Origin of the sequence: Bradyrhizobium betae (assembly GCF_004123905.1) — a bacterium.
In the GTDB taxonomy this organism is placed as follows: domain Bacteria; phylum Pseudomonadota; class Alphaproteobacteria; order Rhizobiales; family Xanthobacteraceae; genus Bradyrhizobium; species Bradyrhizobium betae_A.
In genome coordinates this window covers 184593-198938 of the sequence record NZ_MZXW01000016.1, presented here as the reverse complement: position 1 = coordinate 198938, position 14346 = coordinate 184593, and the positions used below count along the sequence as shown (strand labels likewise).

Here is a 14346-nt window from a genome sequence, read left to right as displayed (position 1 = left end):
CGCCGTTGGCCTTCAGACTTTCCCTGGGCCAGTTCACACGCGTCACCGCAATGCTATACGGTTTGCCCCGAGAGCGGCAAAACTGTTCGTGATGAGGACTTTGGAATGACGACGATCGCCCCGGATGCGCGCTTGGCCAGCGCACCACGGACCTATCCGCCGCGCGCAGCCGTCGTCAGCTGGATCTTCTTCGACTGGGCTGCGCAGCCCTATTTCACGCTGATCACGACCTTCGTGTTTGCGCCCTATTTCGCCACCAGCATTGCGCCAGATGCCGCCACCGGGCAATCGCTGTGGGGCTTTGCGATGGCGGCGGCGGGTCTTGCCATCGCGCTGATGTCGCCGGTGTTGGGGGCCATCGCGGATGCCTCGGGCCGCAGGAAGCCGTGGATCGCAGGATTTGGCGCGCTGCTGGTGCTGGCATCCTGCACGCTGTGGATCGGCAAGCCCGGCGATCCCAGCATCATTCCGCCCCTGCTCACCGCAGTCGCGCTCGCCAGTGTCGGCGCGGAATTCGCCACCGTCTTCAACAACGCGATGATGCCGACTTTGGTGCCGCCGGAGCGGATCGGCCGGCTTTCGGGCACCGGCTGGGCCACTGGCTATATCGGCGGCATCGTCAGCCTGATCATCGTGCTCGGCTTGCTCGCGGCCAATCCAGAGACCGGACGCACGCTGCTCGGCCTCACGCCGCTGTTCGGGCTCGATCCCGCAACCCATCAGGGCGACCGCGCCGCCGGGCCGTTGACCGGGCTGTGGTTCATCATCTTCGTGACACCGCTGTTCCTGTTCACGCCGGATTACCCGGCGAAGCGTCGGGTGCGGGAGGCGCTGCGCGAAGGCCTTGCCGAGCTGAAGCAATCGATCAGGAGCTTGCCGCAGCAGAAATCGCTCGCCGCATTCCTGCTCGCCAACATGATCTACACCGACGGATTGGTGTCGCTGTTCGCGTTCGGCGGCATCTATGCCGCCGGCACCTTCGGCTGGCACACGATCCAGATCGGCACCTTCGGCATCATGCTTGCAATTGCCGGCACCTTTGGCGCGTGGCTTGGTGGCAAGCTCGACGATCATCTCGGACCGAGACGCGTGATCGCCGGCAGCTTACTGCTCCTCCTGCTCGCGGTGGCGGCGATCCTTCTGGTCGACAAGGACAGTGTCCTGTTCGTCAAGGTCGCGCCGCCTCTTCCGGGCGCTCCGATGTTCTCGAGTGCCGCGGAACGCGCTTATCTCGTGCTGGGCTGTCTCATCGGCGCAGCCGGCGGCCCGCTTCAGGCGGCATCACGCACGCTGCTGATCCGCCTCGCGCCGAAGGATCGCATCGCGCAGTATTTCGGCCTGTTTGCGTTGACCGGAAAAGTCACGTCCTTCATCGGCCCGCTGCTGATCGGGGTGATCACCGCGGCAACGGCGAGCCAGAAGGCCGGCATGGCCGTGCTGGTGGTGTTCTTCGTGGCGGGGTTCGCGCTGCTGACGCGCGTGCGGGAGTAGCCGCACCACGCGATTTCACCGCCGTCATTGCGAGGAGCGCAGCGACGAAGCAATCCAGACTTTCTCTGCGGAAGCAGACTGGATCGCTTCGCTGCGCTCGCAATGACGCGGTGGCTACCGCTAGCCTATCAGTGCCTGAAGTGCCGCGTTCCCGTGAACACCATGGCGATGCCGTGCTCGTCGGCGGCCTTGATCACCTCGTCGTCGCGCATCGAGCCGCCGGGCTGCACCACCGCGGTGGCGCCGGCCTCGATGCAGGCGAGCATGCCATCGGCGAACGGGAAGAACGCATCCGACGCCACGACCGAGCCCTTGGTGAGCGGCTCGGCGAGCTTCAGCTCGTTCGCCGCATCCTGCGCCTTGCGCGCCGCGATCCGCGCTGAATCCACCCGGCTCATCTGGCCCGCGCCGATACCGACGGTGGCGAGATCCTTGGCGTAGATGATGGTGTTGGACTTGACGTGTTTTGCGACCCGGAACGCGAATTTCAGGTCGCGCATCTCCGCATCCGAAGGCGCACGCTTGGTCACGACCTTGAAGGTCATGTCGTCGACCACGGCGTTGTCGCGGCTCTGCACGAGGAGACCGCCGGCCACCGTCTTGGCGGTGAGGCCGGGGGCGCGCGGGTCGGGCAGGCTGCCGGCGAGCAGCAGCCGCAGATTCTTCTTCCCGCCGATGATGGCGATCGCCTCTTCGCTCGCGTCGGGCGCGATGATCACCTCGGTGAAGATTTTTGTGATCTCGCGCGCGGTGTCGGCATCGAGCGCGCGGTTCATCGCGATGATGCCGCCAAAGGCCGAGGTGGAATCGCAGGCCAGTGCCTTGCGATAGGCGTCGACGAGGTTCGAGCCTTCCGCGACGCCGCAGGGATTGGCGTGCTTGACGATGACGCAGGCCGCGGTGCGCTTGGTGTCGAACTCGCCGATGCATTCATAGGCCGCATCGGTGTCGTTGATGTTGTTGTAGGAGAGCTCCTTGCCCTGAAGCTGCCGCGCGGTCGAAACGCCCGGGCGCTTGTCGGGCGTCGCGTAGAACGCCGCGGTCTGGTGCGGGTTCTCGCCGTAGCGCAGCGACTGGATCAATCTGCCGCCGAAGGCGCGGAAGTCGGGCGCGTCGATCTCAAGCTGGCGGTTGAACCAGTTCGAGATCGCGGCGTCGTAAGCGCCGGTGCGCGCATAGGCCTTTGCCGCAAGCCGGCGGCGCAGTTTCAGCGTGGTCGCGCCGTTGTTGGCGGCGAGTTCATCGAGGACGGCCTTGTAATCATCGGCCTCGACCACGACGGCGACGTCGTCATGGTTCTTGGCGGCCGCGCGGATCATCGCGGGGCCGCCGATGTCGATATTCTCGATGCAATCCTCGAAGCCCGCGCCTTTGTCGACGGTCGCCTCGAACGGATAGAGATTGACGACGAGCAGATCGATCGGCGCGATGCCGTGCGCCTTCATTGCGTCTGCATGCTCCTTATTGTCGCGGATCGCAAGCAGGCCGCCATGCACCTTCGGATGCAGCGTCTTGACGCGGCCATCCATCATCTCGGGGAAGCCGGTGAGGTCGGACACGTCCTTCACCTTGAGGCCGGCCGCGGCGATCGCTTTCGCGGTGCCGCCGGTCGAGACCAACTCGACATCATGCGCGGCAAGCGCCTTGGCGAACTCGATCAGGCCGGTCTTGTCGGAAACGGAGAGAAGTGCACGGGTGACGCGGCGGGGATGGTCAGTCATGAGCAAGATCCTCTGTCTTAAGGAGTGTCTATGCCCAGGCGCGCGGCGGATATGTGTCGCGCTTCCCGATGGTGCTCCATCCAAGGTCGCCAGTCGCGCGAACGAGGGCTCGATAGCAGTTTTCAGCCAGTTTCACAACGCCAGACAGGACTGGCAGACGCGCGTTTAAAGCGGAAGTTCCGGTTCGCGCCGGGCGTTGCGGCGGGCATTGGTGACCGCTGGCGAAGCGCTCGAGCGTACAAAACTCCAGCGGATCGAGGGCGCCTGCCGCGCATCTTGCCGGATCACGATCTGCGCGGTGCGGCGCGGGCCGTCGTTGCCGGCCAGGAACACGCTGTCCTCGAGGTCGACCTTGTCGTCGAGTGCTTCAAAGGTCCAGACATCGCGGTTCGGCAATACCAGCATGACGCCGCGGGCATCCGACAGTCGGCTCGCCTTCACCGCCGGATGCAGATGGAAGCGCAGCGCGAAATGGGCATCCGCGCCCTTGAATCGCCCGCCCTGGGGCGGCGACAGCGTGTCCTCGCCGTCGATGCGTGCGCCGTCATTGGCGATCATCAGCACGCGGCGATGGATCGCGCCGAATTTGGCGAGATAGCCGTCATGCGAGGTCGTGAGCAGCGTGCCGTTCTGCACCACCTCGCGATAGCTCTCCACCTCGACCGGACCGCTGGTGACGGGCGAGCCGTGCAGCAGCCGCTTCATCGCCGACATCTCGACGAACTGGCATGAGGACGTGTCGTGATAGGTCAGCGTCGAATGCGCCGCAGTGCCGCGCGCGAATGGCCGCCAATTGTCGCGTCCCGTGGTCGGCATGCCGCAATTGGTGACGATGCGGCTGATGCCGGAAGAAAGCTCGAACGACAGGCACCCGGCATGGGCGTCATGGCTGACGCCGGCCGGCGGCGGCGGGCCGGCGTCGATGATCACGGTGGTCTGGCCGGCATCGAGGCGCTGGAAGCCGGTATGCGGCATGTTCGCCATCGGTGCGCCGTGGGTGTCGTCATAGGCGAGCAGCGTCGCGAGCAGGTCCGACGGCGTCGCGCTCATGCCATTGAACAGTGCGAAATTGCCGTCGCCGTGCCGGAAGAAACGCAGCATCGGCATCATGCGGTCGATCGCGTTGAGCAGCGCCGGCGGCGGCGCGATGTTGCGCGCGGCAAAAGTCTGCCGCAGCGGCAACAAATCGATCAGCAGCTCGATCAGCGCGCCTGGATTGCGGGAGATGTGGCCGCCATCAGGCAGGATCTGCCGCTGCAATTCGTCCGAGAGTTTCTTCGACGCGCTGCGGATCTGACCCGCCTGGTTGGCGAGGCACAGCGCCGCGTAACACAGCGCGATCAGCACCTGAAGTTTTGGGACGCCGTCCGGAATGTTCACCATGGTGTAGCGCAGGAAGCGGATCTCGCGTGCCAGCGCGCGCAGATAACGGCGGTAGAATTTGTTGTCGGTGTCGTTGAGCACCAGGGGTGCTTGCGACAGCAGCGAGATCACGCGCCTTGCCAGCACGTCGGCGCGCCGCGCGACGGCGCGGCGCTTGTTGGCGGGATTGGCGATCCAGTCCTCGACCAGCGCGCGCGCATTGGCCCGCGTCAGCGCGGTGTCGGCGGCCCGCAAATGGCGCAGCCAGCCGAAGCCGAGCAGCGCGACCTCCCAATCCTCCGACGGCGGTTCGAGATCGAAGATCGAGCGGCCGTGGCAATTGACGATCTTGCCGGCGAAGACGAAGCGCCCAGCATAGATCTCGGCGGCGCGGGTCGCATCCGCTGTGCGCAGATCATGCGGCGCGATGATCAGCCGGTCGGTGCGGCCCGGCCAGACCCGCGACAGCGCAACGGAACCGCCGCTCGCGCGCGCGAGCATGTTCCGCGCGAAGCGGTTCATCACCAGCGTCGAGATACGTCTGCGTTGAGCGACCGACACGCCTTGCCTTGAAGGGGGAGAGGATTCCGACGAATCCTTATTAATCCTAAAATCGGCCGTCTAACACCACCTTGAACGGCGCGAATCAGCGCCGTGGTTGCAAAAAACCAGTGCAAAATCAGGATTTAACGAGCCGGGCTGCGAAAAATCCGTCGAGCCCGCCGAGCTTGGGATCATCGTGCGGCAGGTGGCTCGGCAGGGTCCGGAGGTCGCCGGCGGCGGTGATGATCTCGCCGAGTCCGGAAACCTCAGCTGCATCGACCGGCACGCGGCGAAGTGCTGGCTCAGCGGCCAGCAGCGTGGCGACGGCCTGCTCGCCCTCTTCGGGTTCCAGCGAACATGTGCAATAGACCAGCGTGCCGCCGGGCTTGAGCAGCGAGACCGATTTGCGCAGCAGCCGCTGCTGGAGAACGGTCATCGCGGCGATGTCGGATTGCTGGCGGAGCCAGGACACGTCGGGATGGCGGCGGATCGTTCCGGTCGAGGTGCAGGGCGCATCGATCAGGATGCCGTCAAATCGCTCAGGCGGGCCGGTCCATTCGACGGCGTCGGCGACGACAGTCTCGGCCTGCAGCGACAGCCGCGTCAGATTCTCGCGCAGGCGTGCCACCCGGGCCGGCGAGCGGTCGAGCGCCGTGACATGCGCGCCGGATTGCGCCAGTTGCGCGGTCTTGCCGCCGGGGGCGGCGCAGAGATCGGCAATGGACTTGCCCTCGATGTCGCCGAAAAGGCGCACCGGCAGCGCGGCGGCCGCGTCCTGCACCCACCATTGTCCTTCAGTGAAGCCGGGCAGCATGGTCACCGCACCGTGCAGCACCGTGCGTACCGATCCGGTCGGCAGCACTTCACCGTGCAGCCGGCTCGCCCATTGCGCGGCGTCGGACTTCACGGTCAGGTCGAGCGACGGCTCATGGCCGAGTGCGAGCGCCATGTCCCTTGCGGTCGCCTCGCCGTAATGCGCGCTCCAGCGCGCCAGCAACCAGGGCGGCAGGTCCAGCGATTGCGTGGAAACCTCTTCGACCAGCGCCTGGCCCTCGCGCGCGCAGCGGCGCAACACGGCATTGACGAGGCCGGCATAGCGCGCGGCGCGCCGGTCGGATTGTACCAGACGAACGGAGAGATCGACCGCGGCGTGGTCGGGCACGTCCATCCAGAGAATCTGGGCGGCACCGATCAGCAGCGCGCTCTGCGCGCGCGGAGCGTCGGAGGGGATGCCCTTGTCGAGCAGGCGCGACAGCACATGGCCGAGCGTGCCGAGCCGGCGCAGGATGGTCGCGACCAGACGGCGCATCAGCGCACGGTCACGGTCGGCCAGCGTCTTCAATCCGGGATGGGCGCCGGTACCATCGAGCTGGTCATCGAGCGTCCGGTGCTTGTGCAGCACGCCGTCGACGATGTCGGCAGCAATCCGCCGCGCCGCGAGACCGGGCACTTCGGACGGAGGGGCAAAACGTTGAGATGGCATGCGGAAGCAAGGTTCTGAGCGAGCGGCAGTTCCGCCGATATGGCGCGCATGCCTTAAGAACGGCAGCTTTGGCATGCGAATATGCCAAATGTAAGAATGACCTCTGGCGTTTTCAGCCCCTCGCGGCCATTTCAGCAATGCGTTATTGGACGTCGCGTATGTCGCGACCCTGCGCTAGGACCCCGGACGATGAACGACCAGACCCCCGCTCCCGATCGCAAGCCCTTGCCGCCGGCAGCCCGGCGCGCGCTGGCCGAAGCCGAGGCGCGCCGGCAGGCTGCGGCGGCTCATGTCGAGGCAGCGCCGAAGGAATTGCAGGGGCCAAAGGGACCCGAACCCACGCGCTATGGCGATTGGGAACGCAAAGGCATCGCCTCGGATTTCTGACGCTCTGGTCACATAAGGCTCTCTTGCCGGCCCGGCCGACTCAGCCCTAGCGTGCGCGGATGTCGCGCTTCGATCCCAGCCATCCCTATCGGCCTACTTACAACGGCTCGCCGTTTGGCCGCCGCTTCTCCGGACTGGTGCCGTGGATGTTCGTGGTCGGTGTGGTGGTGGCGATCGTGCTCACCTTCAGGCACGGGACGAGCTGGCCGATCCCGCACGCGACGGATCGTCAGTCGCGCGATGCCGAGATCATCCTCCAACAGGCCGGCAATCCCGATATTCGTCAGCCGGTAGATGTCATCCGCATCATCGACGGTGACACGTTTCTCGCCCGCGTGCATCAGCGCGACGGACGCGATCTCGTTGCGCGCGTTCGCCTGCGCGGCATCGATGCGCCAGAGATGAAGGCGTCTTGCCAGCAGGAATTGGACAAGGCCGAAGCCGCCGCGGATGCGTTGCGCGCGCTGCTCGGCCAGGGCGGCGTCACGATCTATAATCTCGGCACGGAAAAATACGGGCGCGTCCTCGCTGACGCCGCGACCAAGCGCACCGCTAACGTCTCGGCCATGCTAGTCGCCGGCGGCTATGCGCGCAGCTACAATGGCGGTCATCGCGACGGCTGGTGCGGACGCGGCTGGCGCTTCTGGTAACAAAAAAGCCGCATCAAATGACGCGGCTTTCGCAGTCCTGTCCTGACTCTTGCTCAGCGCGCTACGACCACCGTCGTGCCGACCGAGACGCGGCTGTAGAGATCGGTGATGTCGTCGTTGAGCATGCGGATGCAGCCATAGGAGACGAAGCCGCCGACCGAGCCCGGCACGTTGGTGCCGTGGATGGCATATTCGCCGCCGGCCAGCGTCATTGCCGCAACGCCCATCGGGTTGCGCGGCGACCCGCCCGGGATCACGTCGGGAAGCTGCGGCTTGTCGCGCCTCACTTCGGCGGGCGGCGACCAGGCCGGATTGCGATACTTGCCGTCGATGCGGGTGGTGCCGGCCCACTGCTTGCCGGATTTGCCGACGCCGACCGGATAGCGCACGGCGTGGCCGTCATCGAGAATGAGATAGAGCCGCCGCTCGCTGGTTTTGACCACGATGGTGCCCGGCGAATAGTCGGCCACGTGCGTTCCCACCATTTCCGGCCGCGCCTGCGCCGCCGTCGACATCAAGACCCCTGCCCCGATGGTGGCGGCCAGCGCCACAGCAACCTTGATCGACATCGATACTTCCCCTTGCCCAAACGGATCGTTCAAAATGGACGCAGTACCCGGCAATTGCCTGCTCACCCCGACATTCTTAACCGCGCTTGTTAACCGGATGGTTTCTACGCGCGGCCGCCGAGGGCCAGCCAGCAGAGGGAACAAAGGAAATGTTCGAAACAAAGTAAATGACCTGAAAACAACACTCGGCCGGAAAGATGCGGCCGTGCCGGCACGCGCCCTGACAAGAGCGTGAGGATGTGAACAGGGGTTGTTTTGGGAGGGGGCAAGCTGACGCGAAAGACAGTCTCGTGTCCCGGACGCGGCGCGGCATGAAATGACGCGACGCAGAGCCGGGACCCAGCATTTTCTTTACATGGAGGTGTGGGCCCCGGCTCTGCAGGCGCACCGCTAAGAGGCGCTGCGCTGCGTCCGGGGCACGAAGCCTTGGCTTACGCCGGCTTCTTGTTCTGCCGGTTCTTGACGAGATCGTCGACCACGGCGGGATCGGCCAGCGTCGAGGTGTCGCCAAGGCTGCCCGGCTCGTCCTCGGCGATCTTGCGCAGGATACGGCGCATGATCTTGCCCGAGCGGGTCTTGGGCAGGCCCGGTGAGAATTGGATCTGGTCGGGCGCGGCGATCGGGCCGATCTCCTTGCGCACCCAGGTCACGAGCTCCTTGCGCAGGTCGTCGGTCGGCTGCACGCCGGCCATCAGGGTGACATAGGCATAGATGCCCTGGCCCTTGATGTCGTGCGGGTAACCGACCACGGCGGCTTCCGAGACCTTCTCATGCGCGACCAGCGCGCTCTCGACTTCCGCGGTGCCCATGCGGTGGCCGGAGACATTGATGACGTCGTCGACGCGGCCGGTGATCCAGTAATAGCCGTCCGCATCGCGGCGGCAGCCGTCGCCCGTGAAATACTTGCCCTTGTAGGTCGAGAAATAGGTCTGCTCGAAGCGGGCGTGGTCGCCATAGACCGTGCGCATCTGGCCCGGCCAGGAGCGCGTCAGGCACAGATTGCCTGACGTCTCGCCGTCCAGCACCTTGCCGTCTGCATCGACGATTTCAGGCACCACGCCGAAGAATGGCTGCGTCGCCGAGCCCGGCTTGAGTTTCGTCGCGCCCGGCAGCGGCGTGATCAGAATGCCGCCGGTCTCGGTCTGCCACCAGGTGTCGACGATCGGGCAGCGGTCGTCGCCGACGACACGGTGATACCACTCCCAGGCTTCGGGATTGATGGGCTCACCGACCGAGCCGAGCAGGCGCAAGCTCGTGCGCGAGGTCTTCTTCACGGGCTCGTCGCCCGACTGCATCAGCGCGCGGATCGCGGTTGGTGCGGTGTAGAAGATGTTGACCTTGTGCTTGTCGATGACGTTCCAGAACCTGGAATTATCCGGGTAATTCGGCACGCCTTCGAACATCAGCGTGGTCGCGCCGTTCGCAAGCGGCCCGTAGAGAATGTAGCTGTGGCCGGTGACCCAGCCGACGTCGGCGGTGCACCAGTAGATGTCGCCGTCGTGATAGTCGAAGACGTATTGATGCGTCATCGCGGCGAACACGAGATAGCCGCCCGAGGTGTGCAGCACGCCCTTGGGCTGGCCGGTCGAGCCCGACGTGTAGAGGATGAACAGCGGATCCTCGGCGTGCATGTGCTCAACCGGGCATTCCGTCGTCACCATCGCCGCCGCCTCGTGATACCAGAGGTCGCGGGTCGGGTTCATGTCGACCGTGCCGCCGGTGCGCTTGACCACGACGACCCAGTCGACGCCGTCGGCCTTGGCGAGCGCTGCGTCGACATTCGCTTTCAGCGGCACCTTCTTGCCGCCGCGCAGGCCTTCATCCGCGGTGATGATCACCTTGGACTGGCAGTCGTTGATGCGCTGGGCGAGGCTGTCGGGCGAGAAGCCGGCGAACACCACGGAGTGGATCGCGCCGATGCGCGCGCAGGCCAGCATCGCATAGGCCGCTTCCGGAATCATCGGCAGGTAGATGGTGACGCGGTCGCCCTTCTTGACGTTGCGGGTGCGCAGGATGTTGGCCATCCGGCAGACCTCGTCGTGCAGCTCCTTATAGGTGATGTGCTTCGACTGCGAGGGATCGTCGCCTTCCCAGATGATCGCGGTCTGGTTGGCGCGCTTGTGCAGATGCCGGTCAATGCAATTGTGGGCGACGTTGAGGATTCCGTCCTCGAACCATTTGATCGAGATGTTGCCGGGCGCGAAGGACACGTTCTCGATTCTGGTCGGCGCGTGCATCCAGTCGATGCGCTTGGCCTGCTCGGCCCAGAATGCGTTCGGGTCCGAGATCGAGCGGGCGTACATCTCCTTGTACTTGGCTTGGTCGACCCAGGCGCGCTTCGCCCACTCCGCCGGGACGTCGTAGATCTTCTCGGACATGTTTCCCTCCACATACGGCAAGCCGAACCCAAGCGACTGGCGGGCCGACTTGATCGTTGAACCGATTATGCGTCGGGCTAACCGGACCCGACAAGGTGCACAAGCTGGACCTTCGGCGAGCCGCTCGCCATGCGGAGAATCAAGCTGCACGGGCCGGCTGTCGCAAATCTGAAACGGGCCGAAAGGGCGCTTTCCGCTCTTCACCCAAATCCCCGGAAGTGGCCCGTGCAGGGCGCCCATGCGTCGCAGGAGGTATTTAGAGACCGTTTCTCACTGATTCGGGACTCGCAATGCGGTTCGGAACACCCTAAGTGGCTAATCCGGGTCCGGAAGAGACCCCTTGGAACAAACGTCAGAACAGCGGCATTGAACGGTAACAGACAGGGTCAAGGCTTAACACTATGATGGATCAGCAGAATCTCGGGACGATGCGGCCCGCTTCGGCCGATCCTGCTGCCATTGCGCTGGCCAAAGCCCTCGGACAATGGCCGAAACCGGCCGGTTCCAACCGTCCTAGCCCGAAAAAGGTCTTTGATTCAGCTTCCCCGGTCGCGGTCGAGGAGCTGGCCAAGGAGCTGGGCCTGCGGCTCGGTGACCAGAACGAGCTGAAGATCCGCCGGATCAAGCGCGGCAAGGGCTATTCCTTCGTCCGTCCCAACGGCGCCCATATCCGCGACGCCCGCACCATCCGCCGGCTGCACGCCATGGCGGTGCCGCCGGCCTATCGCGAGGTCCGCTATTCGGCCGATCCGACCACCCATCTTCAGGCGGTGGGTCGCGACGCCGCGGGCCGGCTGCAATATCGCTATCACGCCGACTGGGAGAAGGTCCGCGAGCATCGCAAGGCGCATCGTCTGGAGAAGCTCGTCGGCGCGCTGCCAAAGATCCGGCGCAAGGTCTCGGCGTTCCTGTCGGGCGACGAGCCGACACGCGAATTCGCGCTCTCGGCCGTGATCGAGCTGATCGCCCGCACCGCGATCCGTCCCGGCAATGAATCCTATGCCCGCCTCAACGGCACCCGCGGCGCCACCACGCTGCTGAAGTCGAACGTCACGCTGGAAGACGATTGCTTCGTGCTGACCTTCAAGGCGAAGGGCGGCAAGGCGGTACGCAAGGAATGTGACGCCGCCAAGCTGGTGCGCGCCATCGGCATTTTGCAGGGCGTTCCCGGCAAGCGCATGTTCCAGTATCGCGACGCCTACGGCATCGTGCGCGCGGTCAGCACCACCCAGGTGAACGCCTTCCTGCGCGAGATCGCCGGCATCAAGATTTCGCTGAAGGATTTTCGCACGCTGATGGCCTCTGCCGTCGTCGTGGAATCGCTGTCGCGGATCACGCCGGCAACCAGCCAGCGCGGCCGCAAGAAGCAGGTGCTGGAGGCGATCCGCGCCGCCGCCGACAAGCTCTCCAACACGCCGGCGATCTGCCGCAAGAGCTACGTCCACGACACCATCGTCACCGCCTTCGAGGACGGCATCCTCGAACGTTTTGCGGCGACCATGAAAGGCCAGCGTTCGCAGGCCCGGCGCGAGCAGCTGTTGCAGCAGGTGGTGGCGACCGCGGCCGTTTGACTTTCCCGTCGCTACGTCTTGTCTGAAACACCCTTGTCGGGACCGGGATCGCTGCCCGCGGCTGCGCTCGTGAGCCGTTCCAGATAATGCGCCCATCCCGTCGCGTGCGCGGCCGCCTGCTCTTCGCTTGGCAGCCCGCTATGGGTCATGCGCAGCAGCGTGCCGCCATCGCGCTCGATCAGGTCGATCTCGATCAGGCTCGAGCCGGGCGGCACTTCCTGACCGCCCTCCCATCCGAATGTGTAAGCGAGACGATGCACCGGCACGACCTCGCGGAACGCGCCGCGGGCAACGCCGCCGCGCGGGCCGACGCCCTTGAGCAGATAAAGTCCGCCGGGATGCGGCTCGGTGGTCGCGTCCGAGCCCATCCAGCTCAGGATCTTCTCGGGGTCGGTCAAATAGGCGAAGACGGTGGCGCGCGGGGCTGCGATCTGGGTCTCGCGACGCACTACGAACGGCTCGGTCATCGGCGATCATCCCTGGGCTGACACTGGCACATGGCGGCGCCAAAGCGGGCCGTCAAGGATTGCCCGTGACAAAGACGGCCCACCTTCGTCATCATCGGGCCATGCAGCTCTCCCCGACCCTCGCCTGGCTCGTCGATGCCGCCGCCGATAGTTCCGGAGCCGACCGCCTGCTTGCGGAACTCGGCGCACATCTGGTCGCCGACGGCGTGCCGCTTGCGGCAGGCAGTCTGACGCTGGAGGTGCCGCATCCGCTGATCGCGAAACGAACTTGGCTGTGGCGTGCGGACAACGGCCGAGTGATCGAAGCGCTCGGTTTCGCACCGGGCGGATTGGCGCCCGATCTGCCCGACGATGCCGGCCGCCGCTGGTTGCGCGACATCGCAGGCGGCGAGGTGCACGAAGATGCCGTCGGACGGCCCGATGGGCCGTTGCTCGGCTGGATCGGGCCGCGTCCGTTCACCGCAGATGAAACTGAACAATTACATCAGGCCGCGCGCTTTGCAGCGACGCCCCTTGCCGTGCTCGCTGCACGCGCCACGTTGCGGGCGACACTCGATGCCTATCTCGGCAAGCGCAGCGCGGAGCGGGTGCTGGCGGCGCCGCTGCGGCGCGATCTCGGCGAAACCATTCAGGCCGCGCTGCTCTATGCGGATTTGCGCGGCTTCACGATCCTCTCGGAAACCACCCCGCCCGCCGCCGTCATCGCGGCGCTCGACGCCTGGTTCGATCGCATCGCCGGCGCCGTTCACGCCTTCGGCGGCGAAGTGCTGAAATTCATCGGCGACGGCGTGCTCGCGATTTTTCCAGTGGTCGAGGGGTCACCGCGCCGCGCCTGCGAGGCGGCCCTGCGCGCGGCAGGCGCGGCGGAGGCCGGGATGGTGTATCTCAACGCGGAGCGTGGCGCCCAAGGATTGCCGCCGCTCGCATTCGGCGCCGCACTCCATCTCGGCGAAATGCTCTGGGGCAATATCGGCGCCGCCAACCGGCTGGATTTCACCGCGATCGGTCCCGCCGTCAATCTCGCCAGCCGGCTCGAGGGATTGTGCAAGCCGCTTGGCAGGACGGTGCTGGTGTCGGGCGCGCTCGCGGCGGAGACGGAGATGCCGCTCGTCGCGCTCGGATCGCATCCGCTGCGCGGGATTGCTTCGCCGTGCGAGGTGTTTGCGCTGCCGGAGACGCAAGCTCGGATCTCGTAGCCGGATCAAGCGCAGCGTAATCCGGGGGCGTGCCTCATGAAGGCTTTCCCGGATTTCACTTCGCTCCATTCGAGCTATGGCAGCAACTAAATCCCGCCCATCTTGCAGACGAGCTTCCACTCTTCGGCGGTCACCGGCTGCACCGACAGGCGCGAATATTTCACCAGGGCCATGTCGGCGAGCTTCTTGTCCGCCTTGATCGCGGCCATCGTCACCGGTGTCTTCAGGGGCTTGTCGGCCTTGATGTCGACGCAGACGAATTTTTCGGTCTTGTCGGTCGGATCGGGGTAGGCCTCCTTGATAACTTCCGCGATGCCGACGATCTCCTTGCCCTCGTTGGAATGATAGAAGAACGCCTTGTCGCCCTTCTTCATGGCCACGAGGTTCTGGCGCGCGGTGTAATTGCGCACGCCGGTCCAGGCCTCGCCCTTGGCGCCCTTCGCCACCTGCTGGTCCCAGGACCACACCGACGGTTCGGATTTCACCAGCCAGTAGTTCATCGCAACTTGCCCCATTCTCTTACTCACG

Annotated in this window: 12 protein-coding genes and 1 riboswitch; of the genes, 5 read left to right on the top strand and 7 right to left on the bottom strand. The window is 65.4% G+C overall.

The annotated features are described in order from the left end of the window. Window positions 1–105 precede the first annotated feature (105 nt). Window positions 106–1491, top strand: a complete 1386-nt coding sequence (locus B5V03_RS11095) for an MFS transporter (RefSeq protein ID WP_129270062.1) — start codon at window positions 106–108, stop codon at window positions 1489–1491. 128 nt (window positions 1492–1619) lie between these two features. On the opposite strand, the gene purH is transcribed toward B5V03_RS11095, so the two are convergent. The 3 genes from purH to B5V03_RS11080 form a co-directional block, all read right to left on the bottom strand. Then, window positions 1620–3212: a bifunctional phosphoribosylaminoimidazolecarboxamide formyltransferase/IMP cyclohydrolase gene (purH, locus tag B5V03_RS11090; protein WP_129270060.1), complete on the bottom strand. Its 1593-nt coding sequence runs from the start codon at window positions 3210–3212 to the stop codon at window positions 1620–1622. Window positions 3213–3237: 25 nt separating this feature from the next. Continuing rightward, a riboswitch (ZMP/ZTP riboswitch) is annotated at window positions 3238–3319 on the bottom strand. Between the two features lie 58 nt (window positions 3320–3377). Continuing rightward, window positions 3378–5096, bottom strand: a complete 1719-nt coding sequence (locus B5V03_RS11085) for a heparinase II/III family protein (RefSeq protein WP_164988026.1) — start codon at window positions 5094–5096, stop codon at window positions 3378–3380. A 157-nt stretch (window positions 5097–5253) separates the two neighbouring features. Then, window positions 5254–6600 (bottom strand): RsmB/NOP family class I SAM-dependent RNA methyltransferase, encoded by a 1347-nt coding sequence (locus B5V03_RS11080; protein WP_129270056.1) that lies wholly within the window; start codon window positions 6598–6600, stop codon window positions 5254–5256. A 189-nt stretch (window positions 6601–6789) separates the two neighbouring features. Between B5V03_RS11080 and B5V03_RS11075 the strand changes: the two genes are divergently transcribed. Next, the gene (locus tag B5V03_RS11075) at window positions 6790–6987 is read left to right on the top strand and encodes a DUF1674 domain-containing protein (protein WP_129270054.1); all 198 of its coding nucleotides are present in this window, start codon (window positions 6790–6792) and stop codon (window positions 6985–6987) included. A gap of 59 nt (window positions 6988–7046) precedes the next feature. Beyond that, window positions 7047–7637: a thermonuclease family protein gene (locus B5V03_RS11070; RefSeq protein ID WP_129270052.1), complete on the top strand. Its 591-nt coding sequence runs from the start codon at window positions 7047–7049 to the stop codon at window positions 7635–7637. Window positions 7638–7690: 53 nt separating this feature from the next. Here the strand turns inward: B5V03_RS11070 and B5V03_RS11065 are convergent, their stop codons facing one another. Both B5V03_RS11065 and acs read right to left on the bottom strand, forming a co-directional pair. Beyond that, on the bottom strand, window positions 7691–8206 hold the full coding sequence (locus B5V03_RS11065; protein WP_129270050.1) for a L,D-transpeptidase: 516 nt from the start codon (window positions 8204–8206) through the stop codon (window positions 7691–7693). 431 nt (window positions 8207–8637) lie between these two features. Then, window positions 8638–10584, bottom strand: a complete 1947-nt coding sequence (gene acs, locus B5V03_RS11060; RefSeq protein ID WP_164987930.1) for an acetate--CoA ligase — start codon at window positions 10582–10584, stop codon at window positions 8638–8640. A gap of 401 nt (window positions 10585–10985) precedes the next feature. Between acs and B5V03_RS11055 the strand changes: the two genes are divergently transcribed. Then, window positions 10986–12155, top strand: a complete 1170-nt coding sequence (locus B5V03_RS11055) for a DNA topoisomerase IB (RefSeq protein ID WP_129270046.1) — start codon at window positions 10986–10988, stop codon at window positions 12153–12155. 11 nt (window positions 12156–12166) lie between these two features. On the opposite strand, the gene B5V03_RS11050 is transcribed toward B5V03_RS11055, so the two are convergent. Continuing rightward, entirely contained in the window at window positions 12167–12622 is a 456-nt protein-coding gene (locus B5V03_RS11050; protein ID WP_129270044.1) for an SRPBCC family protein, read from the bottom strand. Window positions 12623–12723: 101 nt separating this feature from the next. Between B5V03_RS11050 and B5V03_RS11045 the strand changes: the two genes are divergently transcribed. After that, window positions 12724–13818: an adenylate/guanylate cyclase domain-containing protein gene (locus B5V03_RS11045; protein WP_164988025.1), complete on the top strand. Its 1095-nt coding sequence runs from the start codon at window positions 12724–12726 to the stop codon at window positions 13816–13818. 86 nt (window positions 13819–13904) lie between these two features. Here B5V03_RS11045 and B5V03_RS11040 read toward each other — a convergent pair whose 3' ends face one another. Continuing rightward, entirely contained in the window at window positions 13905–14318 is a 414-nt protein-coding gene (locus B5V03_RS11040) for an EVE domain-containing protein (protein WP_129271178.1), read from the bottom strand. Window positions 14319–14346: the final 28 nt, after the last annotated feature.